We start from the raw sequence: 25639 nt of genomic DNA, 5'->3' as shown, positions 1-25639 counted from the left end.
TTTTATATTTGAGAGTTTAAAGGAAGATTTACCGTAAATACTGTACCAACACCTAGTTTACTAGAAACGAATATTTCACCTTGACAAATATCCACACATTTTTTGACTATTGCCAATCCTAAACCTGTACCTAATATATTGCCCACATTCTTGGCTCGATAAAATGACTCAAATAAGTGAGTAATGTCTTCTGGTGGAATGCCAATACCCCAATCTTGAACTTCAAATACTGCACGTTCATCTTGACAATAAAATTTAACTAAAACACGACTAGAAACTGGAGAATATTTAATTGCATTAGAAATTAAGTTGCTGAGAATATGCCCTAAAAGTTTGTCATCCATGTAACATGACATATATTCATGTTCGCTCAGAAAATAAACTTGATGATTAGTCCGGTTTAATTGCACTTCCTCTACTAAAGTTCGGCAATATGCTACAATATCAAATGATTTAGGTACAAACTCTAGTCTTCCTGCTTCTGCCTTACCAATGATCAAAATGTCATTTAACATTTCCGTCATTCGCTTCACCGCAGTTTGAATTCGATGGAGGTGAGTGAGTTGTTTTTCTTCTGTCCATTTGTGGCGATAATGTTCTAATAACTCAGAAGAAGACAGAATTGTACTCAACGGCGTGCGAAATTCGTGGGAAGTCATAGAGACAAACCGAGACTTCAATTCACTTAATTCTTTCTCTTTTTCTAGCGCTACTTTTAAGTAATCTTCTAATTGTTTGCGCTCTGTAATATCTATTAAGTAACCAACTCGTTCTATGGGATTATTAATGTCATCCTGTACAACTCGGCCTTGGTCATATATCCAATGATACTTTCCATCCTTGTGTAAAAAGCGATATTCTAACTTATAATTTTTCCGTTCCCAGACATGAGCTAGTTTGTGAAAAACTGATGCAACGTCTTCTGGATGGATATGACTCACCCAAAAGCTAGGGTCTTCTGTAAATTCCCGTGCTTCGTAGCCAGTCATAGCGGTAACGTTGTCGCTAATAAATATTGTGCCAAACTCACCAAAAGTTTGACTGGTATAAATCACGGCAGGGCTAGAAGTTAGTAAATATTGCAGTCGCTGTTGACTAACAAGTAGTGCTGTTTCAGCTTGTTTGCGTTCTGTAATATCTGTTTGGATGCTGATATAGTGGGTAAGTTGACCAGTATGATCATAAACGGGGGAGATATTGAACTCATTCCACAACAGGCTACCATCTTTACGATAGTTACGCAGAACCACAGTGCAAGCTTTGCCTGCCTGCATGGCGGCGCTGAGTTCCCGTAATCCTGGTTGATCGATATCCGCGCTTTGGAAGATGCGAAAGTTTTGTCCTATGACTTCTGCTGACGAGTAGCCGGTCATGCGTTCAAAGGCTGGGTTGACATAGATAATCGGTCCGTTGGGAGTGGTAGCATCGGCAATAATGATGCCATTACTGCTAGCATCGATCGCCCGATCGCGTAGCCGTAAACCCTCTTCTCTCTGCTGATGCTGAGTAACATCCGTATGGATACATACTATCCCCGTAATCTTACCAAGACTATCTTTCAGGGCATCAGACCGCATATCAACTTTTAATTGGCGACCATCGCGCGATCGCATTGTCACTTCACCCCGCCAAGAGTTACCTTTCATCACAGTATCTAATATTGTTTGACGTTCTAGAGGCTGTTGAAAAACTGTCCTTACCCCCCCATGCGCTTGTAATTCCTCTAGACTATAACCGTATAATTGTTCAAATGCTGGGTTAATATAAATACTTTTATCAAGAATATCACTAAAGATGATAGCGTCACTTGTGCTTTCCATAGCTTTGTGAAAGCGTAAAAGCGAATTTTCTGCTAGCTTGCGCTCTGTAATATCTGTAGAGATACCACAAATGGCATAGGTGACACCATTGTGATCTTGCAAAGGAAACTTAATACTGAAATAGGTATGTAAGCCATCTTCTTGGGGAACAATTTCTTCAACTTCTATGGCAATACCACTGTTCAGCACTTGCCGATTATTTAGGGCAAATGCACGGGCAAAATAATCAGGCCAAGTATCGTATATACTCTTGCCGATAATTTCTGCTTGAGTGAGATTAAGTAGACGTTCATACCGTTGATTAATTAAAATAAATCTATCTTGGAGGTCTATAACATAAATTATCGCCGGGCAGTTATTCAAAATAGTTTGTAATTGCTGTTGAGTTTGATATAAATTGTTTTCTACTTGCTTCTTGACAGTGATATCTCGATCTATTCCTCGATAACCACAAAATTTACCGGCTGCATCAAAAACTGGTACGCCACTGGTTTCGAGAACTACTAAATGACCTTGTTTGTGAACACTGGTGTTTTCCCAGCAATTGTATGGCTGTTGTGCCGCAGCAATAGGGGCATAAATATTCATGACACGCTCCGCCTCTTTTGGTGTCATCATTTCAAAGGGAGTTTTACCCAATATTTCTTCTGGTTCGTAACCTAAAATATCTTTAACTTTAGGGTTGACGTAAGTATAAACAGCGTTCTCATCAACTTCCCACAGCCAATCACTACTAGCTTCTACTAAGTTGCGGAATCTTGCTTCACTATCTCTTAAAGCTAGTTCTGGACGTTGGCGATCGTCAATATCAGTATTAGTCCCAAACCAATTAATAATATTACCTTGTTGATCGCGCCGAGCTTCAGCAAGTCCTAGATGCCAGCGATAGCTATGATCTGCCCTCAAGGAGCGAAATTCGACCTCAAAAGGGTCACCAGTAGCTACACTATGCAGCCAAGCCTCCATGTAAGGGCAAGAATCATCAGGATGTATCCATTGCTGCCATTGCCAACCTAGCAAGGCTTCTGGTTCACAACCATAGTATTCTAGGGTGCGTTGGTTAACATATTCAATGTAGCCGTCCGGTCGAGCTATCCAAACCTGTTGCGGAAGAGATTCTGCTAAAAATTGAAAACACTCTTGAGTTTTGTACTCTTGGTTAGCTTGTTGCACTGCTGCTCTTGCTTGCACAAGTTCGGTAATATCCATCGAAACGCCAATCATCCGAGTGGGTTTACCTGTTGTGTCTGTGATGACTTTACCTCTGGAGAGAAACCATTTATACTCAGATGGTTGTCCAGGGGCTAGCAGTCGATGCTCTACTTCTAGGGAACCACAACGAGCGATCGCTTCTTGAACAGCCATCTCAAATTTTTCTCTGTCATCTGCATGGATACAATTGATAGCTTCATTATGAGTTACATATCTGGTTGCTCCTCCTCCATCAACACAATTGAGTAGAGCTAACTGATCATTATTCAGATTTCGCTCCCAATAAATTGTCTGCGTTACCTCCAATGCCAACTTTAACTTTGTGGTACTCTCCTGCAATGCTGTAAAAGCCTGCTTGTATTCATTAATATCTATACAAGAATTAATATAACCCTCAAAACTTCCACCAGAAGTAAACTTGGGAACACCAGCATTTAAAACCCAACTGTATTTTCCGTCAAATCGCCGTAGCCGATATTCTACAGAAAAATACTCACGGGTATGAAAGGCTGATAAATAAATATTTAAAAAAGTTTGTAAATCTTCTGGATGCACACGTTCTGTCCAACTTTTACCTATCTCTTGTTCTAAAGAGCTACCTGTAAATTCTAACCAACTTTTGTTAAAAAAGTTACATAAAGTATCTTTGCCAGACACCCAAGTTAATACAGGTCTGGTATCAGCTATGTTCCCAAGACTTTTTTCACTGGTTGAAATAGCATCGTCGGTCTTAACTACTGCTGATTTCAATAACTTTAGAGGTGCTTGTGAAATTTGTAATTGTTCTTGATTATTCAACTCAGTTACAGCTTCCAGCGCTTGATAAATACTTTCAGAAGTAATTATTCCCAGCAACTGCGCTTGTTCATCAACTAATAACAAGCAACTTGATTGATTTTCACGTAGCATGGACATCATGCTAGCCACATCTTCAAACTGCCAAAGCTGGAAAAAGCTCTGTCCAGTATTTATAACTTCACAAATCCGAGTATTTTGTAAATCAACACCCAAAGCTACTAGCTTCACCACATCTGTGGCTGACAAATACCCTAATACTTGGGAATTGGCAACTACAACAATATCAACACCTCGACTAGCCATTTGTGAAATTGCATCTGACAAAGGTGTTTCCGGCTCAACCGTCAATGGCGAATTGTCAATAACTGACTCTAAGTATCGTAGCCAGAGATGGCGAGGGAGAAATTGCATAGAGCATTACAATGGCTAGTATCCAAAAATCATGTTAGCTGATGCTTTAATTATCTCTAATATTGTGATGTTAAATAAATCATAAGGTCTGGCGTATGGTGTTTATAAACACTATAAATTTCCTGTAAAGCAATTTATAGCAGGGGACAGGTGATAGGGTACAGGTGACAGTAGTAAAGCGCTGCACTGCCACCATACAGCATATTTTGGGTAAATGAGGTACAAGCGTAAAACCCAAAACCATGTAGAGACGTTACATGTAACGTCTCTACAGTATTTCACGAATAGCGTAACTGCTGTATCATGCTTTTGGTGGGTAGTGCAGCGCCCTAACTACTTTTAACTCTGTCACCTGTCACCTGTCACCCGCTATATCAGCATTTTGCTGAGAACTAAGCTCTAATTGCTGTTCACCATAACGCAATAGTCTTTCTATACTCGTCAAGCGATTTTCCCAGGCTCTAATTTGATAGCTATTTTCCATCTTTTGTTGACGCATCCAGACTCGAAATAGTGATTGAAATCGGTTCAAATTAGCTTTTGCTGTCACTAATTTACTGGCAGAAGGTGCAGTTGCCAGTTGAGTTAAAGCATTCTGGAGAATTTCAGCCTGACTATAAAAATCGGGAATGGTTTTATCAGTTATTTGTGCTTGATCACTTTGTAGGATCAACTGCCATTCACGCCTTAAATTAATATAACGGGCAACAGCACTCTGGAAAGGTTGACGATGAGGCAGGGGTTCACTAATTGCAGATTGCAGTTTTCCTTGAGTATTAACAAACAGCCTATGCAGATCATTATGCAAATTTTCAGCTGCGAACAGTGCAAAACCACTCACTGGCAAGTCTCGTACCAGTTGTAGTTGGTCAAATGCACCTAATGTTGGTAAGGAAAGTAAGCGAATGCCGGGTATGAGCAAAGCCGAACCTAGTTGTGACGAAGCTATCCAAGGTTTTGCTAGAGTTTGGAAACGTACCGTATCTTGAGCATAGGTCATAGGAATAACTAAATCCACATCCCCCTGCCTAGCCCAAACTTCCCAATGCTGTTGAATCTTTTGGATACGTTCTGATTCTGGTAGAGGAAAAACAGCCACAGATAAAGTTAAGTCTCGGCGCTGCTGACGCAACATTTGGGAAACTTGCTTGACAAAAGTATCAACTTGTTGGGTACGGAATGTTGTCCACTGCTGCCACAATTGCGCTTGACTAGGAGTAATCTTCATCGGATCTACGCCTGTCAATTGTTGAAACTGCGTTCTGGCTGCTTGACCGTAGCCGTAACTGCGTCCGGCGGCTGAGTCTTGAAAGGGATAGCGGATATAGTCTAACTGTAAACCGTCTACTTTATATTCAGTGACAATCTCTTGGTAAAGTTTGAGTAAATACTGACGTAATTCGGGATTGGCTGGGTCGAAGAAAGGCTTGGTTTGACCGGAGGGAATCATTCTCCCTTGTTGGTCGTAGTTTGCCCAGTCAGGATGAGCAGCCAAAACAGGGCCAGGATAATTGGGGTCAATGTTGAGTATTTGATTATGACGCTGATTTCCGGCTGCGAATGTCCAAACCCAAGCGTGAATTTCCATCCCTCGCTCATGGGCTAGTTTCACCCCAGAGGACAAGGGGTTCCAACCGCGAATTAGTGGGTTTTGCTGCGGTGCAACTTTGCTGGGGTAAATGGTATAGCCAGCGTTGACTGTTTCAAAAAAGATAGTATTGATTCCCGCTTGTGCCAAACGGTCAAAGATTTTGGCTAACTCCGCTTCGCTACCAGCACGGACAATGGTTCCCCTGTCTAACCACACTGCACGGATTTCGGCGGGTGCTAATCTGCGTTCTGTAGGAAACTGCTTCCACAGATTGTTTCTAGCTGTGAGCCATTGTTGACGAGCCAGCGCATAATTTTTATTGGCAATTAACTGAGGTATGTTTGTGGCTATTGTTCTGGCCTGTGCTAGAACTTGCTCTTTGTTAGGGATGGGAGTTAACAAGGTGGTGGATGTGGCGACTTCTGCTTTCGTAGACTGAGAGTTATAGGCATTACCATCATTCACCAATGCCGCTAAATGGGCGCTTTCGACTCGTCCAATGAGATTTTCTAGTTCTTGTTGGAGAGCGATCGCTTCATTAGCTGCGATCGGTGCATTAGAATGAGGCGCAACATCCCAACGTACTTGTTGTTCTAGTTGGTCTATGGCTTCTTGAGGTGCAGGCGAAGCAGTCGGCGCTGGCGAAGCAGATGGCGTTGGGGAAGGAATATTGCTCGTCTGCACTCCCACACCCCTACCCCCTTGCACCCCTACACCCCTACCCCCTTGCACCCCTACACCCCTGCTCCCCTGCACCCCTACACCCCTACTCCTTGGCTCACTTGCTACCGATGCTACATTTGTAGAGCAATTGGGCGAACCGCCAGCTATTTTTTTGGTATTGTTGGATGATGAGTGACGATTGAGTGCAGCTTTTAACCAAGCACTATCTAATTCTGTGGTGGAAACTGTATTTGCACCCCAGCGCCAGCCCAATAATGTAGAACGCTCAGTTGAGACGACGGCGGCGGGATTACCTGCGGAGTTCCACACTGCCACAGCTTGACTAGTAGTATTATTGGGTATCAAAACACCGCCATGCACGCTACCGAAGAGTCCTTTGTTATTCACCCAGGAATAAGTTGTTTTTGTTGGCGGTTTGAGCGGTTGTTTATCCTGAAGGCTAAATCCCCAATAGCCGCCTAAGAGGGTTTTTAATAATTGGCGGACTCCTGGGGTGGAGAGACTACCCACGGGGCCGCTAGCAATGAGGTTCCCGCCTTTACTTGTCCATTCTTCTAAGGCGATCGCTTGGGTTGGTGTTAAGGTTTCGATATTGGGTAAGAATAATATGCGGCGATCGCCCCAATCTGCCACATTCTTCACACTCGCCAGAGGAATGACGCAATATTCTACACCAATACTTTCTAAGCGTTTGGTAATTCCTGCCCAATGTTGGGCATTTTCTTGACTTTGCACTACACTCAAAACTGGTTTTTGTGCTGCCGCATTTGCTGCCAAAATATTCACATAATTTAAAATAATTAGTTGTAGAGAAAAAATGAAGAATCCTATTTTCTTAATCGGCAATTTGTGATTTTCTTGATTGATTTTCCGGCGATTCTTCACTATATATCTCCCCTGCTAATTAATTACTAATTATTATTTATGAGGTAAATCAACAGTAATGTACATCGGCAAAACGACTGATATTGAAGATTTAAACGCTTACACTATCAGTAATGCAAGTATTTATCAGTTCCTCTACTCCGGCGACTGGGAAAATTTTTGTTTGTAATTGTCGAGCTACTTCCTCTACACTCATATCATCTAGAAATACTAGCTCTCCATGTTTGAGCATCACTTGAGGTAACAAAATTCCAGCGCCTAAATCTTGCCCTTGGAGATTTAAAAGCAAATCATGACCTGTGATTAATCCGGTAACACTAATAGCTTGTCCCCAGTAATCGCTAGCTAGAGCCATCATCTTTACTTCCAAACCTTCCACAGAATTTAAGCTTTCCAGAATTGGTTGAAAAGCTTTTTCTACAGCATTACCAACTACCCAAGTTAACTTTCTAGGAGGGTCAATTTTTGCTGGTAATAATTCTGCCGCAGTCTCAGCAAATTGTTTGAGAAATAACCGAATCGAACCTACACCATTATCAATTTGTGGATATTCTTCGTACTCGGCTTCGCTGGGTAATTCCTCACCCGCAATCAAAAACCATTCGTCGGCTAACCAAGCTACATTAGAACCGAATTGGCGACGAAATTCTTGAGTCAGCGATCGCACTTGTGCAATCACTTCCTGAGCTTTTTCTCTACTCACAGGTATGAGTTCGTCTTCTGCGGGACGAAATCTAGTTAAGCCAACCGGGACAACTGCAATCGAAGCAACTGTAGGCACATCCCCATCATAAAATGATGTTAAATCCCTTAGCGTTTGTTCCAGATGTTTGCCATCATTTATACCTGGACACACAACTACTTGAGCATGAATTTGCAATCTTCTTTCTTGGAACCATCGCAACTGCTCCAAGATTTGCGCCGCACGAGGATTTTTGAGCAGTCTAACTCTCACATCTGGTTCCGTAGCATGAACGGACACATACAACGGAGAAAGACGCATCTGTTCAATCCTGCGCCATTCCCTCTCCGGTAAATTGGTCAGAGTTAAATAGGAGCCATACAAAAAGCTCAAGCGATAATCATCATCTTTTAAATATAAACTAGAACGCTTCCCTGGGGGTTGCTGGTCGATAAAACAAAACGGACAGCGATTATTGCACTGAATCAGACCATCAAACAAGGCAGTTTCAAATTCTAATCCCAGGTCTTCGTCATAATCCTTTTCAATTTCTATATGATGAGTTTTGCCCTTGGCATCCAAAACTTCTAGTTCTAGAAACTCATCAGAACATAAAAATTTATAATCGATTAAATCGCGGGGTGGTGTACCATTAATAGCTACAATAGCATCGCCCGCCTCAAAGCCAATCTCAGCAGCAATAGAATCAGGTATAACCTTAGTAATACGGGCAGGAAGAATACCAGCCATGAGTCAAAAGCCAACTATTCATTAAGTAGTCACTACTTAATGATACCGAGTTGCAGCCAAAGATAGTAGCTTAGGCTGGGATTGGGGATTGGGGATTGGGGATTGGTATGTCAGTGAACAGTTATCAGTGAACAGTGAACAGTGGAAATAACCTGACAACTGATAACTAATAACTGATAACTGATTGAGTACCTAACTATTCTTCAACACTCCAGCGCTAATTGCTCCTAAAATCGCTACACCAAAAACTAGTCGATACCAAATGAACACCCAAGTACTTTGGGTTTTGAGAAAGCGTAATAATCCAGCGATCGCAATATAGGAAAAAATAGTAGCAGAAATCACTCCGGCAATTAGGGGAATTATCGCCCCATCTCCTATACCTGCGCCTAAAACGTCTTTTAATTCCACTAACCCGGCTAAAGTAATAGCGGGTATCCCCAGTAAAAACGAGAATCTCGCGGCTGTTTCTCGTTGTAAGCTCATAAATAACCCACTAGTCAAGGTGGAACCAGAACGAGAGACACCGGGAATTAAAGCCAGTGATTGGGCTAAACCCATCAACAACCCATCTTGCATTGTCAGATGTTCAAAATCTCGCTGACGTTTGCCTAATTTTTCTGCTAGTCCCAATAATACAGACATTGCTATCGAGGCGATCGCGATCGCACCTAAACTTCTGATCGGTGAATTATCAAAGTCCGGGACAAATATTTTAATTAGTAATCCCAAGAAAACAATGGGTATCGTTCCCAAAATAATCCCTAAAGATAGCCGCAAATCATAATTGTTGTAATCTTTGAGAGCGATCGCTCCTGCCGCTCCCTTAATAATTCTTGACAAATCCCCCCAAAAATACCACAGCACAGCCGCAATACTCCCCAACTGGATGATAGCCGTGAAAGCCACCCCCGGATCACCCCAACCCAAGGCGACAGGTACAACTTTCAGGTGTGCTGTACTACTGATTGGTAGAAATTCGGTGATTCCCTGAACAAAACCCAAAACAATCGCTTGCAAAACATTCATTTGCTGCACCCCAGTACCTACCGAGTCAGGAGGGGCGCTAAAAACCTCTAAAGGAAACACAACTATCGACAAAACCGCCGATACTGCACTAATTAGCAAGAACCATTGACGTTTGAATAAAGTCATCACTTTACCTGCGATCGCTATAACCACAAACAATTAAATAAACTAACAGCTAACTATATAAGCTCGCAGGAAAATAACACATTAGTCATTAGTCCATAGTCAATAGTCATTAGTCCATAGTCCATAGTCAATAGTCATTAGTCCATAGTCCATAGTCATTAGTCCATAGTCAATAGTCATTAGTTCATAGTTATTTTCCCCCCACTCCCTCATCTCCCTCATCTCCCCCATCTCCCTCATCTCCCTCATCTCCCCCATCTCCCCCCACTCCCTCATCTCCCCCATCTTCCCCCACTCCCCCTCTCCACTCATGGTATGATAAATATGCCCCCCAGGGGGATACTTGAAGACAGTATTTTGAGTAATATAAAGATTAGTAACAATTATTAAAACTTTGATTAATAATACATTGGCTTCTTACGCAGCTTCTACCACTCCGGTGATTACAGAATTACAGCAAAGCGACGCTGGGCAGAAAAATATTAGAGAATTGGAATCTACCTTACAAGCCTCTCCTTCATTGCCCTTAGCCTTGGTTGCTAGGCAAACTTGGCTAGTGTTTGCAGCAGCAGTGTTTCTAGTATCAGTGCCAGTATTTATAGAAGCGCCATTAGTGCGATCGCTACCAGCTTTGAGTTTAGCGATGACAGGATTTTGGGTATGGCTCAGTTTTAAATTAATGTCCCGTCCTGCAACCTATGTATGGGGGGATTTACTTTTAGGCTTTAGTTGGAGTTGGCTAGCAGGCGGAATTTACTGGGGTTGGCTACGTTGGGAACCCTTATGGCACTTACCAGTAGAGTCTATAGGGCTACCTTTTGCTTGCTGGTGCTTGTTCCGCAATTGGGGCAAAGTAGGCAATTGGTTTTATCTAGGTTCCCTACTCGGCACAGTTTTAACAGATGTGTATTTTTATGTAGTAGATTTAATGCCCTACTGGCGGCAAATCATGCTAGTAGAACCCGCCAACGTCTCACCAATCTTGCAATCAGCCGTTAGTCAAGTGCAAACACCTTGGGGTATAACCTGGGCAGTGATTCTTGGTTTAGGACTACTAATAGCAGGAACCATATCCTTAAATCAAAAGCAGCGACACTGGTACGCCTTTGGTGGCGCAGTTTTAAGCACAATCTTAGTAGACAGCTTATTTTTAATAGCCGCTTTGACAGCATGAGGCTGGGGGCTGGTGAAAGGGGAAAGGGGAAAGGGGAAAGGGAAAGGGGAAAGGGGAAAAGGAACAACTGTCACCTGTCACCTATCACCTGTCACCTATCACCTATCACCTGTCAACTGACAAACATCAAACATAGTGGCCATTAATAAGCTGTATATTAGTTTCTGATGGCTGCTGTGTGATGAATGAGCCATATCAGTGAACAGTCAACAGTGAACAGTGAGATAGTGCGTTCCTGTCGCCTTGCGTCGGAAAGCAACTATCGTTCCCCGAAGGGGTTCTCGTTCGCGTTAGCGTCCCGAAGGGAAGAGTACCCGTAAGGGTCAACAGTCAGCAAGGGTATATGGTGCTTTACCAACTACCAACGCCTACCAGCAATTGGTACGGTGTTTCCCCCAAGCATTTAACTGATAACTGATAACTGATAACTGATAACTGATAACTGTTTTTGATGGAAAGAGGAAGAAAAATCGTGAAAGGATTGGTGCGTTTATTAACAGTATTTAGTTTGTTGCTAGGCTGCTGGGGATGGTTGGGAACAACTCAAGTTGCCCAAGCTGCTAGTTTACAAAGTTTTTTGGTTCCGCAAGTACCAGTTTTAGCTGTTGAAGCTGAACGATTAAATCGAGCAGATGCAAAACTAGCAACAGAATTTGGGAAAAAAATCGATTTAAACAATACCAATGTAAGAGCATTCCAACAATATCCAGGGTTATATCCCACTCTGGCTAAGAAAATTATCAAGAATGCTCCTTACTCTAAGGTAGAGGATGTATTGAATCTACCAGGATTGAGCGATCGCCAAAAACAAATCTTACAAGCTAATTTTGATAACTTCACAGTCACAGAACTAGAACCAGCCTTTAACGAAGGTGACGATCGCTTTAACAACGGTATCTACAGATAACTCCTTTTGTATTTACCGTCAACAAGACTCACCCACTCTCTATCCCAGGGGGTGGGAGTCTTATTATTAAAGAAGGGAATAGGTAATTGGTAATTGGTAATTGGTGATTCAAAATTACCCATTACCCATTACCCACTACCCATTACCCATTACCCAAATTCCTAACATTGTCCAAGATAGATATCCCTAGCCAATTTGATGTTTTAGTAGTCGGTGCTGGTGCGGCTGGACTATACACAGCATTGTGTCTGCCAGAATCGTTACGAGTAGGTTTGATTACCAAAGAAACCGTGGCTTTATCTGCTAGTGATTGGGCGCAGGGTGGTATAGCAGCTGCGATCGCTCCAAATGATTCACCTTCGTTGCACATTGAAGATACAATCAAAGCAGGGGCGGGTTTGTGTGATGTTGCAGCCGTCAAATTTTTAGCTGAACAAGCCCCCAGTTGTATTAAATCTTTAGTGAATTTAGGAGTCGCTTTTGACCGACATGGGCCAGCTTTAGCCCTAACTTTAGAAGCCGCCCATTCTCGTAACCGTGTTCTCCACGCCGCCGATACCACAGGACGAGAGGTAACAACCACCCTCACCGCCCAAGTATTACGCCGGGAAAATATCCAAGTAATTCAGCAAGCCTTGGCTTTGAGTTTATGGCTGGAACCGGAAACGGGTCATTGTCAGGGAATTAGCCTATTTTATCAAGGTACAATTAAATGGATTCGGGCTGGGGCTATAGTCTTAGCAACTGGCGGTGGTGGTCAGGTATTCGCCCAAACTACCAACCCGGCTGTGAGTACTGGCGATGGAGTCGCCATTGCTTGGCGGGTTGGGGCAATTCTCCGCGATTTAGAATTTGTCCAATTTCACCCCACAGCCTTAACTAAACCTGGTGCAGACCGTTTCCTCATCAGCGAAGCAGTGCGTGGCGAAGGCGCACACCTAGTAGACAATGAAGGGCGGCGCTTTGCTTTTGATTATCATCCGGCTGGAGAATTAGCGCCCAGAGATGTAGTTAGTCGGGCAATCTTTAGTCATTTGCAGCGTACTGCCTTAGATCCTGCCACAGCCCATGTGTGGTTAGATATGCGCCCCATCCCTGAAGATCAGATACGTCAACGTTTTCCCAACATCGTTAAGGTGTGTCAGCGTTGGGGCATAGATGTTTTCCATGAACCAATTCCCGTAGCCCCAGCCGCCCATTACTGGATGGGAGGAATTGCCACCGATTTACAGAATCAAACTAATATACCAGGGTTGTATGCGGTGGGAGAAACTGCTAGTACAGGTGTACATGGTGCTAATCGTTTAGCGAGTAATTCACTGTTGGAATGTATCGTATTTGGAGCGCAGTTAGCAAATATCAAGCTGGCTGATGTGGAGTTAGACTCACAAGCACCACCCCTACCAACAAAAGAATTTCACCTTGATGAGCGTGATTGGCAAAATCAGCAAGCACAGTTAGCCATACTCCGAGAAAAGTTACCCCGTTTAGTTTGGCAAAGTGCTGGTATTTGTCGAGAACAGTCTGCGTTATCTGCGGCGATCGCTACTGTAGAATCGTGGCAACAAGATTTTGCTGCTTTACCTCTCAGTCAGTTTCTTTTATCTATATACCCCAACGAGCCAGTCAGCTTTCATTTTTCTGATATTGATCAGCAATTGCGACTCTGGGCAGAAACTGGCAATTTACTTGATATTGCTTATTTAATCCTCAAAAGTGCTGCTTTTAGAACCGAGAGCCGTGGCGGACATTACCGTTTAGACTATCCCTCCCCGAATTCCGATTGGCAAGTTCATACACTAGTGCAGAAACATCAGTGGTCACAATCTCCGATTATCAGTCCTTAAATAATCAGTTGCAACCAGGTGATGTAATTGTCATTGACAATGCAACTTTTCATCGTTCTCAACTCATCAATGAAATTGTGGCAGAAGCTCAATGTGAAATCTGGTATCTGCCCACATATTCCCCCGATTTTAACAAAATTGAACGTTGGTGGTTTGTACTCAAAAACTGGATGAGGCAACGGTGGGATGAATTTGAAGCATTTCGTGATTGTGTGGATGCTGCATTTAAGCAATGTCCTAACGTATGTTCGTAGTGCTATAATTTAACTGTCTTGGCTCATAGATACAATGTTATCGAAAACAGCGATCGCCATAAGTCACTTCTGCTCAAGTATCTGTCAGTTTGAGGATTGATTTGGCAGAAGCGATCAGATACGATGTTGCTGTTACGCCATTGCCTACAGTTGGGTGAGAGGAATAAATGATGAAGAAATTATTCCCACATTCTCTGAACGGTAGAATAAGCATCAAATTTTGTATCCCTGCTAATGATGATTAGCGAGTGATTTATTGCTTATGCAATCCGCATTCGGTCAAATGGATCACCATGATGTAGTGGAAGATTCCGAACTTGGAGCGTATCAGCAAAAGAGATTGGAAGTATCAAGATATCTGAAGCATCTATTGCAGAGCCTATGGTTTCATAACTGCGTTGTAGTGATAATTTACCTAGCTTCAACTTAATAGCAATTTCCCAAAGACTAGCGATGCTAAGATAAACGCGATCGGCAGTATCGATAATTATCTTTAAATTGTCTGGAAGGTTAGAGTCGTTTTCAGTCAGCCAAATAAAGGCATGAGTATCTAAAAGAAAAGCACTCATTCCATATATTCCTGAAAATCTTCGAGAGGTTCATCAAAATTTTCAGGCAGAGGTAGAACAAAAGTTCCTTGCAAAATGCCAGAACGGCGCTTTTTTTGTGGTGGACTTTCCGGGGACACAGCCTGGGAATAATTATCAACTAGATATTTGGCATAATGCAAGAGTTCTTGTTTAAGAATATCTGGCATTTGGTCTAGGGTTTTTAGAATTTCTGCATCAACATTCATAGTTCTTGATCGTTTACAGTGGCAGTGGTTGCGATCGCTTTCATTGGTTTTAAGCGTTTAGGGTTTAGTTAATTTAACTGTCTTGGCTCATAGATACAATTTTATCGAGAATAGCGCTCTGTTCATTGCGGCTAAATGCTTATATTTAACATCAATTTAGTTTCACTACGTTTCACCCAATCTATTGGCTGATGAGCAAAGTCTGTTAAAAATTATAGGTGAGGTCATTGTTAACTTGAGAGATTTTTTTCTGCGCCAATAAAGTATCAACTAATTTCTCAATTTCTTGCTCATTCAGTTTTTTCTGGATTAGTAATGATTTTATATGCTGATGCAACGTTTTTTTAGTTTTAGGTCGCTTATTCTTCTGAATTTTAGATAAATTTTCTATGATTTTTGCTACCAAGTCTGCATTTTGGGGTACTAATACTTCTTTTTCTTTATAAAATTCTCGTAGATTTTGTATTCTTTTGCACTGAACTTTATGCTTATTTATATATTTAACCAATGGGTCAAATCCTTTATCATTGGACAATATGAGGAAAGATGCTCCTCTAACATTTTGACTGAATCTGCCTAAATAAAAAGCAACATGAAAATCTAAAGCGTTACTACCTGCACCTTCTATTTTTATCCATTCCACTCTTTGTCCTAATTTCTGAGTAGCTTGAACTAACTCAATAGGAATTTTATTCTGAGATTGCCCAATAAATATTTTGATGTCTACATCTTGTTCTTGAACCACAGATAAATCAATATTCTGAATATTTTCGTAATCAACAAGCAGGATAGCCTTTTTCAGCTTTGTATTCATAAACACGACTTAGCAGACTGCACAAGCTGATTATTCCCTAACCAAGACCCAATATTAATACTATGGGCCTACTATTACCAGTCAAGGGATTTGCAAAGAAACATATCCACGATTTTCTTATCTGACTTTTCACATCAACTACTGACTGATGATTTGTATTTTACTCGCTGCGGCTGTCGCTTTCTCCCTAGCTGCTTGTACGTTCTCGGCTTTGGCTAAGGCTACACCCATGCGGCGGTAAGGGTGTGCTGTGGGTTTACCAAATAGTCTGATGTCTACGTCTGGTTCGGCTAAGGCTGCGGCGACTCCTGTAAAGGCGACTGCATCTAATTTTTCTGATGCTAAAATTACGGCACTGGCTGAAGCACCCAACTGTTCTATTTTGGGAATGGGTAAGCCTAAAATTGCTCGTAAATGTAGTTCAAATTCGTTGAAGTTTTGGGAGATTAATGTTACCATTCCCGTATCGTGGGGACGGGGTGATAGTTCGGAAAAGATTACTTCGTCTTTGGTAATGAAAAATTCTACGCCGAATATACCCGCACCGCCTAAAGCATCGGTGACTTTTTTGGCTATGTTTTGTGCTTCTATGATTTTATCTTCATCAAGGTTGGCTGGTTGCCAGGATTCTTGATAATCGCCTCTTTCTTGGCGGTGTCCGATGGGTGAACAGAATATTGTCGGACTATCCCACTGTTTAATGGTGAGGAGGGTGATTTCGATTTCAAAGTTGATAAATTCTTCGACTATGACTTTTTGACTGTCACCTCTGGAATTGGCGATCGCATAATTCCAGGCTTTCTCTACTTCCTCTTTTGTCCCTACCACCGATTGTCCTTTACCAGAGGAGGACATCACAGGTTTGACTACGTTGGGAAACCCTATTTTATCAGAAACAGCAATCAATTCTGCCAAAGTCACAGCATAGCCATATTTCGCCGTTCTAATACCTAATTGAGCATGGGCTAATTCCCGGATGCGATCGCGGTTCATTGTATAGTTTGTAGCTGCCGCCGTGGGAATTACAGTGATGCCTCTTGCTTCAAACTCCAGTAATTTCTCGGTTCTAATCGCTTCAATCTCTGGTATAATAAAATCAGGTTGATGCTTAGTTACTACCGCTTCTAAATCATCAGCACTAAGCATCGATATCACTTCACAACAGTCGGCGACCTGCATAGCTGGGGCGTTGGCGTAGCGATCAACGGCTATGACATAATTTCCCAGACGTTGAGCCGCAATCACAAATTCTTTACCCAATTCCCCTGACCCCAATAACATGAGTTTTTGAGGTAGCTTTGTCGCCTTCATCATGCACCTATCTCAGCTAATTTCTTGATTCTAATCATCTTCAACCAAATGATTGAATTTAGCTCCACGCAGTTGTAATTCTTTACGTTGTTGCTTGGTTAAACCATTACCAATTCCTAGCTGACAGTCTTCTACGAGGGTTTCTAACCAAACAGTTCCATTGAGGGTTGCGCCTCTTAAGTCTGCTTTTCTCAGGTCAGCTTTGGTGAAGTTGACAAAGATGAGGTCGGCGTTTAATAGGCTAGTTCCTTGTAGGTTTGCTTCGGTCAAGTTACCGCGAATTAAACTGACATCATCTAAGTTTAAATCAGACAAATCAGCCCCAGAAAGATTTGGGAATTTCATCTCTCCCGGATTTTGCAGAAAGCGAATTACACAATCAATGTTCTCATCATTCAAACGAATTTTAGACAAGAATTTGAAACGACCTAGACCTAATTCTTGGAGAATTTGCAGGCGTTGTGCTGGACTCTGTTCTAAAAAGTGAATGGACTGAGAGCGGAGTTCTTGGTCTTGAGTATGAGGATTGATCATGATCATTGTTTGGCACTATATCTAACTATTTGGATGCACGGCTAAAGTTATCAATAGCCCGATGAACAGCAGTTACCTGAAAACCTAGTCCAACTTCCACTCAGACAAAGAGTAACATCTGATTGTAAATAGTAAGGCAAACTTTTGGTAAACTCAGTTGCAGAATTTTTAAAGAATTCGCTTGCCTTGACAAGTTGAGCATTTTGTAATGCCCAGTTTGGTAGTAAATTCTGCTTAGGAGCTATCATTTTGCTCTCACCCATTCTCGGAAGACTCTATCTCAGCTAATTCTAACCAGCGTTCTGTTGCCGCATCAATTGCCCCTTTGAGCGTTTCTATTTGGTCGTAGAGTTTTTGTACTTGGGTATAATTGCCGGGAGGGACGTTAGCTAGTGCTTGTTCGGCTTGGGCTTTTTCTGACTCTAGTTGAGCAATTTTGCCCTCTAGCTGGTCAAATTCCCGCTTTTCCCAATTGGAAAGTCTACGGCGTTTTTTTGGTTCTACATCTTTAGTTTCCGATGTAACTTTTGTTTCTGGGGAATTTTTTGTCTTTTCTTTAGTGTTTGCTGTTGTTTGCTGTGATTCTTCAGCTTTTTTGTAGTCTAGATAGACTGAGTAATTACCTGGATATTGTCGCAGGTTGCCACCCTCTTCTAAGGCAAATATTGTATCAACTGTGCGGTCTAAAAAGTAGCGATCGTGAGATACTACAATAACACAACCGTTGAAATCTTCTAAGTAGTCTTCCAATACTGCTAGTGTTTGCACGTCTAAATCGTTGGTTGGTTCGTCTAGAATCAAGACGTTGGGTGCGCTAATGAGGATACGCAGGAGGAAGAGGCGACGTTTTTCACCACCTGATAATTTGTGAATTGGGGCGTACTGCTGGTTCCCTGGAAAGAGGAATCTTTCTAGCATTTGCGAAGCAGTAATTTTTGTACCATCGGCTATTTGCACAAATTCCCCCTCTTCTTTAATGTAGTCAATCACGCGCTGATTTTCATCTAAAGCTGAGAGTAATTCCTCTGAATGTTGGTCGAAATAACCGATATGAATGGTGGAACCGATATCTACAGTACCAGAATCTGGCTCTACAAGTCCAGTGATGATGTTCATTAAGGTGGACTTTCCTGCGCCATTACCGCCAATGATGCCGATGCGGTCTTCTGGACTAAATTCGTAGGTAAAATTTTTAATTAAAGTGCGATCGCTGTAGGCTTTGGAAATATTATTTATATCAATAACTTTCTTACCAATGCGACGGCTAACGGTGGAAATATCTACTTTACCCTGAGCTTGTTTAAACTCAGTTTCGCGCATGGCTTGGACGCGCTGAATACGGGCTTTTTGTTTGGTACTTCTGGCTTTGGGGCCGCGTTTAAGCCATTCTAATTCTCGCCGCAATACTCCTTGATGTTTGCGTTGGGTGCTAGCGGCTGACTCTTCGGCTAATGCTTTCTTTTCCAGGTAGTATGAGTAGTTACCAGCATAGCTGTAAATGTCGCCTCGGTCAATTTCGATGATGCGGTTGGTGACTTTATCTAGGAAGTAGCGATCGTGGGTGATGAGGAATAATGCACCACGAAAGCGGTTAAGATAGCTTTGTAACCATTCTACAGATAGAGCATCGAGATGGTTTGTCGGCTCATCCATGAGTAACACATCTGGTTCGGAAAGCAAAGCTGTTGCTAAGGCGATGCGTTTACGATAGCCACCAGATAAGCTAGCAATGGGTGCATCAAAATCGGTAATTCCTAATTGGCTGAGAATAATTTTAGCGTTGGTTTCTAATTCCCATGCACCTGTTGCGTCCATGCGTTGCATGACAGCAGAAAGGCGAGACATTAATTGACTATCTTCTGGGTAGTGAGCGAGTTTATCTGATAGTTCTTCATACTCACGTACTAAAGACATTTGTTCGCCACTGTCGGCGAAAATTTGTTCTAAAACTGTGTGGTTTTCATCTAAGTCTGGTTGTTGGGGAAGGTAGATGATTTTGGAACCGGAGTTGGTGATAATTTGTCCGCTATCAACTGGTTCTAGTCCGGCTATCATTTTTAATAAGGTTGATTTGCCTGAGCCGTTTGTACCTATTAAGCCAACTTTATCGGTAGCATCTAAGCTAAAGTTCGCATCTTTTAAAATTTCTTTGATTCCAAAGTCTTTTTTTACTGATTGTAGGGTGATGATGCTCATGATTTTAAAAGATACTTTTTTAGCTCACGCAAAGGCGCAAAGACACAAAGGAAGTTAGAAGAAGGGTTTGAAGTGTTGTGAAGAATATTTGGTGAATAAGAGGTACGTTTATTAGTTTAGCGTACCTCTGGTTATGGCTGGGTTTTATACGAAGAGGTCGAGGGGTAGGTGTCCATACATTTCGTTGATTCCTCCTTCGTAATAGGATTGGCATGATACTAGAACACCGCGATGATGTCCGGCGTAGGAATCGAGGTAACACAAGCCGTTTTTGCCGTTTAATTTGATGTAAACTGGGCCTTCGACTACGGGTAAATCAATGGGGACTCCATAACCTAAAGCATGGGAATAGGTTCTCATGGCTAGTAGTCCTTCTTCGGCGGTGTCGGCGCAAATTCCTAATATTTGATAGTCGGAAAGTTTGGTGATGAAAATTAAGGCGCGACGTACTGATTCTTTTTCTGATGGTTTGAGAATTGGGGCGATATCTAAGCAGTTAAATTTATTGAGGACTTTTTTTGCGTCGGCAATGGTAAGATTGGGGTGGTTGGGAATTGTCATAGATTAGTTAATTATGAACTGTGGTTGTGTTGGTGTGCGAGTCGGCAAATTACAACTTAATTTTGGGTGTTTTCCAGATTGAAAATGAAGGGGACACTATTAGGAGAATCTCCACCCATTACCAGCACTCTTGGCATTTGAGCGCCGCCTGATTTCCAGGCTTCTATGGCTTGGTTTTGCAACACTAATTGCCCTCCTTGGGCTTTGAGCGTTTCTGCTAAAAGCCTTTGGGCTTCTGCTTTCCCTTTGGCACGATTAATTTCTGCTTGCGCTTCTTGTTCAGCTTCTCGCGCTATATAAACGGCTCTTTGGGCGCGTTGTTCAGCGATTTGTTTTTCTTCTACGGCTCTGGCAAATTCCGGCGAGAATGTCAAGTCAACGACGCTAGTATCTAAGACTATTATTCCATATTTATCTAAGCGATCGCCTAACGCTTGATCAAAGTCTTCCTTTAATTCACTGCGTTTAGTAATTGCTTCCTCTACGGTTCTTTTAGCGGCGGCAATTTTAAACGCTTCTTGCGTCTGGGGCGCGATAATTTTTGAGACAATATTCTCTAAGGTTCCTTGCTTTCTTCTCACATCAACTACCTGAACGGGATCAAGACGAAAGTTAATGGCAAATCTCGCAGACAAATTTTGCAAGTCCTTAGTAGAACTTTCTGCCGGCACTTCAAACTTCTGTACAGTTAGATCATACACATCAATCACCGAGATTAACGGCGGTTTCAAGTGAATCCCCTCCATTAAAGCACCATCCCTAGCTTTACCTAAGATACTCAACACCCCCGCTTGTCCTGGGTTGATAATAATAAAGGAATTTAACCCAACAATCACTAAAATTGCCACTAAAATTCCTAACGCAGTAGTCCGCCAATTGTCATTAGTCATTAGTCAGTTATCAGTTATCAGTTATCAGTTATTCTCCCTCATCTCCCCCATCTTCCCCCACTCCCTGTTCCCCTCTTGGGAGGGGTTAGGGGTGGGTTACTCCCTCATCTCCCCCCACTCCCTCATCTCCCTCATCTCCCCAATCCCCAATCCTGTGGTAATATCAGATGCACACAACTTTTAACGGCTGTGGCTATAGCATCTCCATCTCAACTGGTATTAAAAAGGCGTAGACATTCGGTTCATCCCCTCCAGCGCCTGTTTGACTACGGACACCAGTATCGTCAACAAATTTGGTTGGCGACTGGTTGCTCGATTTTAAACAAAATTTTTGATTTGGCTCCACCTGCTTTAATTGGTATTGCGGTGGATGTGGTGGTTAAGCAGCAGGATTCTATCATTGCTCAGTTGGGAGTGAAAGATATCCAGGGGCAATTTTTAATTGTGTCACTGCTGACAGTCATCACTTGGATACTAGAGTCATTTTTTGAGTATCACTATAAGTTGTTCTGGCGTAACTTGGCGCAAAATATCCAGCATAACCTACGTTTGGACGCATATAAACACCTTCAGGAATTAGAGTTAGCTTATTTTGAGGAACGCAGTACAGGTGGTTTAATGTCCATCCTTAGTGATGATGTTAACCAACTAGAACGCTTTTTGGACGTGGGAGCCAGTGAAGTTATTCAGGTCGTCACGACTATTGTAGTCGTTGGCGGCGCATTCTTTGTTCTGGCTCCGAGTATAGCTTGGCTGGCAATTTTACCTATGCCTTTTATTCTCTGGGGTTCGGTGGCTTTCCAGAAGTTGTTAGCGCCGCGTTACGCCGAGGTGCGGGAAAAGGTGGGGTTATTGAATGGACGCTTGTCGAATAACCTGAGTGGGATCACGACAATTAAAAGCTTTACGGCGGAAGAGTATGAGGTGGGACGTTTAGCAATCGATAGTTCCGCTTATCGTCAAAGTAACACAAAAGCGATCGCTCTCTCGGCGGCTTTTATCCCTCTCATCAGAATGCTGATTTTGATAGGCTTTACTTCCCTACTGGTATTTGGGGGTTTACAAACCGTCGCCGGGAAAATGGGGGTAGGCGCTTATAGTTCGTTGGTATTTTTAGTGCAGTTGCTACTCTGGCCTTTAACTAGGTTAGGCGATACCTTTGACCTTTATCAACGGGCGATGGCTTCTACTAATAGGGTGATGGAGTTGTTGGATACACCTATCACGGCGCACATGGGAAATATCGCTTTACCTGTGGAAGCGGTACGCGGTGAGTTACAATTCCATAATGTCACCTTTGCCTATAAAGATAGATTACCTGTGATTAAACGTCTATCTTTGACGATACCCGCAGGCAATACAATTGCGATCGTTGGTTCCACAGGTTCGGGTAAAAGCACTTTAGTTAAGCTGTTGCTGCGGTTATATGAAGTGCAAGCTGGGAAAATTACCTTAGATGGGATCAATTTAGAAGATTTAAGATTACGTGATTTACGTCGTAGTATTGGCTTGGTGAGTCAGGATGTGTTCTTATTTCACGGCACGGTAGCTGAAAATATAGCTTATGGTACATTCGATGCGACCCAAGAAGAAATTGTCACCGCCGCGAAGATAGCAGAGGCGCACGAATTTATTACCCGCCTACCCCAAGGTTATGAAACAATTGTGGGGGAAAGGGGACAAAAGTTGTCAGGGGGACAAAGACAAAGAATTGCTATTGCACGGGCGGTTTTGAAAAATCCACCAATTTTGATTTTAGATGAGGCTACCTCGGCGGTGGATAATGAAACGGAGGCTGCTATCCAGCGATCGCTAGAACGGATTACTGTAGATAGGACGACAATTGCGATCGCTCATCGTCTTTCCACAATTCGCAATGCCAATTGTATCTATGTCATGGAACATGGACAATTGATTGAGTCGGGAACTCATGAGGAGTTGTTGGAGAAAAATGGTGTTTACGCTAGTCTGTGGCTTGTGCAGAGTGGGTTGAGGTGAGGGAAAGGGGAAAGGGGAAAGGGGAAAGGGAAAAGGGGAAAGGGGAAAGGGAAAAGGGGAAAGGGAAGAAATGAACTGTGGACTATTGACTATTGACTATTGACTATTGACTATTGACTAATTATGTTTGGTAATACTAAATCGGAAACAGGGAATAGTAAGTGGCGGAGTCAGTTAGACAGATTTGTTAAAGAAAATCAGTCAGAATTAGCTGCTCTTTTTTGGGCTTTGTGGTTAGAAAATGGTAGTAGTCAAGGTACTATTGGCATTGATTTACAGCCAACACCCCATTTTGTTTATTGCCCTCAAGATGCGGTGGAAAAATTAAATGAAAATGTGGAAAATAGGCTTCAGGAACTTTTGGGAATTATTGCACATAATCAACCAGAAGTAGAAGTTTTGATGATTGGTATTGGTAAGGGGGAAATTAAGTTAATTCAGTTTGCACCAGAACCACCGCCGCCAATTTGTTTTGAACAGGTTGGGAAGGATGTTGATGGTTTGTTGGAACTTCTGGAACAGCGTATGAGTGAACAGATAAGTCTTGTTTAGTAGCGGTGGGTTGATAAATATAGCAGGGGACAGGTGACAGGTGACAGGTGACAGCCTTAAAAGTTTCTTAATATAAGAATTTTATGATTTACCTATGTCCTAACCTAACGTGAGTTCGATGAACCTCACCCTCCCAACCTCCCTCTCCTAAAAGGCGTTCGCGTAGCGTCTCCGTCAGGAGAGGGAGGAGAAACGAAAAACCTCACCCCCAACCCCTCTCCTCGTAGGAGAGGGAGGAGAAACGAAAAACCTCACCCTCTTACTCCCCTCTCCTCGTAGGAGAGGGGTTGGGGGTGAGGTCAAAAAAACGCTGGTCGAACTCACGTTAACCTATGTGGCTACAGCAGTAGTTACCATTGTTTTTTGATGTAGCTTGCCTAGCGTAGCCATAGATGCAATTTATGAGTTGTTGTAGAGACTTTGTATGCCAATCTCTACTATAGGAATTTTGGCGTTGCTGAATCAAGATATGAATTTGTCTCACGCATTCGCGCAGCGTCTCGTAGAGAAGGCGCAAAGTTACAAAGAAAAATCAAGGTCATTTTGGCATTTCATATTTCAATTCAGCAAAGCCGAAATTTTTTGCAGTTTCTCATTCTGTCCCCTGTCCCCTGTTCCCTGTCCCCTAAAATATTAAAAACCTCGGTTATTCACAAACCGAGGCTTTAATATACGCTAGCTAGCTGTTTTTATCAGTGTTTTTATGTAATTATTATTAAACTGAAATTTGCCTTATAATGCAACTATCTGAAGAAATATAGCTTAGGTGAGACAATTTGATGATTTATGGCTATGGGTATAGTGAACAGCTACGCTCTTGCGGAACGCGATCGCTGGATAATAAATATACCCAGCGCTTCCCAGCCTGTTACCTGTAACCTGTCCCCTATCCCCTCATAGCATAACTCAAGAATCATAATTCCCTGGCTTTTCCGCCTCGGTAATTGCTTGCTCTAAAAAAACTTTTGCGTCCTCAACTTGGCCGCTTTGCAAACAGCCATAGACGATTTTGTTCCATTCTAATAGTTCCGAAAGCTTTTGTTGATAGCTTTCTGGCATCTGCGATGGTGCGAGTTTGGCGTAAAGACGTATCTGATTCATCTTGTTATCTCCTTATGTAATTTACTTCCCTTTTTCCATATTTCACAATTTCCTATGTTATCGACATATGCTGGGGATAGATAGATTAAATTAAGACTTTTTTAAGCTTTTATTTATTCGAGAATTTGCGAAAAAGTTATATATAAGTATATATGTAGATTGTTCTATTCCTAATTAGGTAAAAAAATATTATTGCTTTAATACCATTAGTGTAAACTGGAGTGATTTTAATTGTAAAATATAATCATTTTTCTAGATTCATTAGGGAAATCAGTTTGCATTCATTTATTCAAGCTGACTCAGCTTTAAGGGAATAATATTTAAATAAGTTAGATTTAATGGGTTAGTAAATAAAAATATACTATGGCTTTTTCAAGATGAGGTTTTGTTGGCGATCGCTTATTTTTCTACATTGGTGATTTCAGGATAAATATAGTTATTCTTGAGGCGGGTTTAGGCGATCGCACCTCATTTTACACTCCCAGCAGGTGCGATCGTGTTCTGAACACGATTATTTCACCTCAGAACAAGAACGTTCTCACTTGAAACAGGAACGTTTTCGTTTGAAACAGGAACATTCTCACTTGGAACAGGAACTTTCTCGTTTGGAACAAGAACGTTCTCGTTTGAAACAGGAACATTCTCACCTGAAACAGGAACATTCTCGTTTGGAACATGAAACTTTGAGTTCAGAACCGGAAACTTGAAGATAAAAA

At 42.1% G+C, this 25639-nt stretch carries 19 protein-coding genes and 1 pseudogene; 7 read left to right on the top strand and 13 right to left on the bottom strand.

All coding sequences use genetic code 11. The features are described 5' to 3' along the window. Window positions 1–2: 2 nt before the first annotated feature. From H6G83_RS19930 to H6G83_RS19915, 4 genes are all read right to left on the bottom strand, one after another. Window positions 3–4241: a PAS domain S-box protein gene (locus H6G83_RS19930; RefSeq protein ID WP_190475494.1), complete on the bottom strand. Its 4239-nt coding sequence runs from the start codon at window positions 4239–4241 to the stop codon at window positions 3–5. Between the two features lie 355 nt (window positions 4242–4596). Next, on the bottom strand, window positions 4597–7401 hold the full coding sequence (locus tag H6G83_RS19925; RefSeq protein ID WP_190475493.1) for a glycoside hydrolase family 10 protein: 2805 nt from the start codon (window positions 7399–7401) through the stop codon (window positions 4597–4599). 91 nt (window positions 7402–7492) lie between these two features. Next, entirely contained in the window at window positions 7493–8833 is a 1341-nt protein-coding gene (locus tag H6G83_RS19920; protein WP_190475492.1) for a TIGR03279 family radical SAM protein, read from the bottom strand. 192 nt (window positions 8834–9025) lie between these two features. Continuing rightward, the gene (locus tag H6G83_RS19915; RefSeq protein ID WP_190475489.1) at window positions 9026–9988 is read right to left on the bottom strand and encodes an undecaprenyl-diphosphate phosphatase; all 963 of its coding nucleotides are present in this window, start codon (window positions 9986–9988) and stop codon (window positions 9026–9028) included. 394 nt (window positions 9989–10382) lie between these two features. Here H6G83_RS19915 and H6G83_RS19910 point away from each other — a divergent pair, with 394 nt between their 5' ends. The 4 genes and pseudogenes from H6G83_RS19910 to H6G83_RS19895 form a co-directional block, all read left to right on the top strand. After that, a complete protein-coding gene (locus H6G83_RS19910; RefSeq protein ID WP_190475487.1) occupies window positions 10383–11162 on the top strand; it encodes a DUF3120 domain-containing protein in 780 nt (259 codons plus the stop codon). A gap of 472 nt (window positions 11163–11634) precedes the next feature. Then, entirely contained in the window at window positions 11635–12069 is a 435-nt protein-coding gene (psbU, locus tag H6G83_RS19905) for a photosystem II complex extrinsic protein PsbU (protein ID WP_190475485.1), read from the top strand. 167 nt (window positions 12070–12236) lie between these two features. Beyond that, entirely contained in the window at window positions 12237–13916 is a 1680-nt protein-coding gene (gene nadB / locus H6G83_RS19900; protein ID WP_190475483.1) for an L-aspartate oxidase, read from the top strand. Continuing rightward, a pseudogene (locus tag H6G83_RS19895) lies at window positions 13907–14170 on the top strand (transposase); the annotation flags it as partial. The gene nadB and the pseudogene H6G83_RS19895, both read left to right, overlap by 10 nt. Window positions 14171–14430: 260 nt before the next feature. Here the strand turns inward: H6G83_RS19895 and H6G83_RS19890 are convergent. The 8 genes from H6G83_RS19890 to H6G83_RS19855 all read right to left on the bottom strand — a co-directional run bounded on the left by H6G83_RS19890 (window position 14431) and on the right by H6G83_RS19855 (window position 21272). Continuing rightward, window positions 14431–14739 carry a type II toxin-antitoxin system VapC family toxin gene (locus H6G83_RS19890; RefSeq protein ID WP_242044699.1) on the bottom strand — a complete coding sequence of 103 codons (309 nt, stop codon included), beginning with the start codon at window positions 14737–14739 and terminating at the stop codon, window positions 14431–14433. Beyond that, window positions 14736–14966 carry a type II toxin-antitoxin system VapB family antitoxin gene (gene vapB, locus H6G83_RS19885; protein ID WP_190475481.1) on the bottom strand — a complete coding sequence of 77 codons (231 nt, stop codon included), beginning with the start codon at window positions 14964–14966 and terminating at the stop codon, window positions 14736–14738. Before vapB ends, H6G83_RS19890 begins: the two co-directional genes overlap by 4 nt. A gap of 205 nt (window positions 14967–15171) precedes the next feature. Further along, the gene (locus H6G83_RS19880; RefSeq protein ID WP_190475479.1) at window positions 15172–15780 is read right to left on the bottom strand and encodes a PIN domain-containing protein; all 609 of its coding nucleotides are present in this window, start codon (window positions 15778–15780) and stop codon (window positions 15172–15174) included. A 138-nt stretch (window positions 15781–15918) separates the two neighbouring features. Next, window positions 15919–17094: a formate-dependent phosphoribosylglycinamide formyltransferase gene (gene purT / locus H6G83_RS19875; protein WP_190475477.1), complete on the bottom strand. Its 1176-nt coding sequence runs from the start codon at window positions 17092–17094 to the stop codon at window positions 15919–15921. A 27-nt stretch (window positions 17095–17121) separates the two neighbouring features. Beyond that, window positions 17122–17631 (bottom strand): pentapeptide repeat-containing protein, encoded by a 510-nt coding sequence (locus tag H6G83_RS19870; RefSeq protein WP_190475476.1) that lies wholly within the window; start codon window positions 17629–17631, stop codon window positions 17122–17124. Window positions 17632–17880: 249 nt separating this feature from the next. Next, window positions 17881–19821 (bottom strand): ABC-F family ATP-binding cassette domain-containing protein, encoded by a 1941-nt coding sequence (locus H6G83_RS19865; protein ID WP_190475474.1) that lies wholly within the window; start codon window positions 19819–19821, stop codon window positions 17881–17883. 144 nt (window positions 19822–19965) lie between these two features. Continuing rightward, entirely contained in the window at window positions 19966–20382 is a 417-nt protein-coding gene (locus H6G83_RS19860; protein WP_190475472.1) for a DUF1824 family protein, read from the bottom strand. Between the two features lie 56 nt (window positions 20383–20438). Then, window positions 20439–21272 (bottom strand): prohibitin family protein, encoded by an 834-nt coding sequence (locus tag H6G83_RS19855; protein ID WP_190475471.1) that lies wholly within the window; start codon window positions 21270–21272, stop codon window positions 20439–20441. Between the two features lie 189 nt (window positions 21273–21461). Between H6G83_RS19855 and H6G83_RS19850 the strand changes: the two genes are divergently transcribed. Further along, window positions 21462–23270, top strand: a complete 1809-nt coding sequence (locus H6G83_RS19850; RefSeq protein ID WP_190475470.1) for an ABC transporter ATP-binding protein — start codon at window positions 21462–21464, stop codon at window positions 23268–23270. Window positions 23271–23390: 120 nt separating this feature from the next. Continuing rightward, window positions 23391–23822 carry a beta-carboxysome assembly chaperone CcmS gene (ccmS, locus tag H6G83_RS19845; RefSeq protein WP_190475587.1) on the top strand — a complete coding sequence of 144 codons (432 nt, stop codon included), beginning with the start codon at window positions 23391–23393 and terminating at the stop codon, window positions 23820–23822. A gap of 906 nt (window positions 23823–24728) precedes the next feature. On the opposite strand, the gene H6G83_RS19840 is transcribed toward ccmS, so the two are convergent. Then, window positions 24729–24923, bottom strand: a complete 195-nt coding sequence (locus H6G83_RS19840; RefSeq protein WP_190475469.1) for a hypothetical protein — start codon at window positions 24921–24923, stop codon at window positions 24729–24731. Between the two features lie 488 nt (window positions 24924–25411). Here H6G83_RS19840 and H6G83_RS19835 point away from each other — a divergent pair, with 488 nt between their 5' ends. After that, window positions 25412–25630: a hypothetical protein gene (locus H6G83_RS19835; RefSeq protein WP_190475468.1), complete on the top strand. Its 219-nt coding sequence runs from the start codon at window positions 25412–25414 to the stop codon at window positions 25628–25630. The last annotated feature ends 9 nt before the right edge of the window (window positions 25631–25639 follow it).

It is taken from the genome of Anabaena azotica FACHB-119 (genome assembly GCF_014697625.1).
Taxonomy (GTDB): Bacteria; Cyanobacteriota; Cyanobacteriia; order Cyanobacteriales; family Nostocaceae; genus Trichormus; species Trichormus azoticus_A.
Note: the sequence above shows the minus strand (reverse complement) of the source record. Positions and strands in the feature narration are given on the sequence as shown.

Coding starts and splice junctions, on each gene's coding strand:
- H6G83_RS19930 (WP_190475494.1), bottom strand. CDS start 4,241: ATGCAATTTCTCCCTCGCCATCTCTGGCTACGATACTTAGAGTCAGTT.
- H6G83_RS19920 (WP_190475492.1), bottom strand. CDS start 8,833: ATGGCTGGTATTCTTCCTGCCCGTATTACTAAGGTTATACCTGATTCT.
- H6G83_RS19915 (WP_190475489.1), bottom strand. CDS start 9,988: ATGACTTTATTCAAACGTCAATGGTTCTTGCTAATTAGTGCAGTATCG.
- H6G83_RS19890 (WP_242044699.1), bottom strand. CDS start 14,739: ATGAGTGCTTTTCTTTTAGATACTCATGCCTTTATTTGGCTGACTGAA.
- vapB (WP_190475481.1), bottom strand. CDS start 14,966: ATGAATGTTGATGCAGAAATTCTAAAAACCCTAGACCAAATGCCAGAT.
- H6G83_RS19880 (WP_190475479.1), bottom strand. CDS start 15,780: ATGAATACAAAGCTGAAAAAGGCTATCCTGCTTGTTGATTACGAAAAT.
- purT (WP_190475477.1), bottom strand. CDS start 17,094: ATGATGAAGGCGACAAAGCTACCTCAAAAACTCATGTTATTGGGGTCA.
- H6G83_RS19870 (WP_190475476.1), bottom strand. CDS start 17,631: ATGATCATGATCAATCCTCATACTCAAGACCAAGAACTCCGCTCTCAG.
- H6G83_RS19865 (WP_190475474.1), bottom strand. CDS start 19,821: ATGAGCATCATCACCCTACAATCAGTAAAAAAAGACTTTGGAATCAAA.
- H6G83_RS19860 (WP_190475472.1), bottom strand. CDS start 20,382: ATGACAATTCCCAACCACCCCAATCTTACCATTGCCGACGCAAAAAAA.
- H6G83_RS19855 (WP_190475471.1), bottom strand. CDS start 21,272: ATGACTAATGACAATTGGCGGACTACTGCGTTAGGAATTTTAGTGGCA.
- H6G83_RS19840 (WP_190475469.1), bottom strand. CDS start 24,923: ATGAATCAGATACGTCTTTACGCCAAACTCGCACCATCGCAGATGCCA.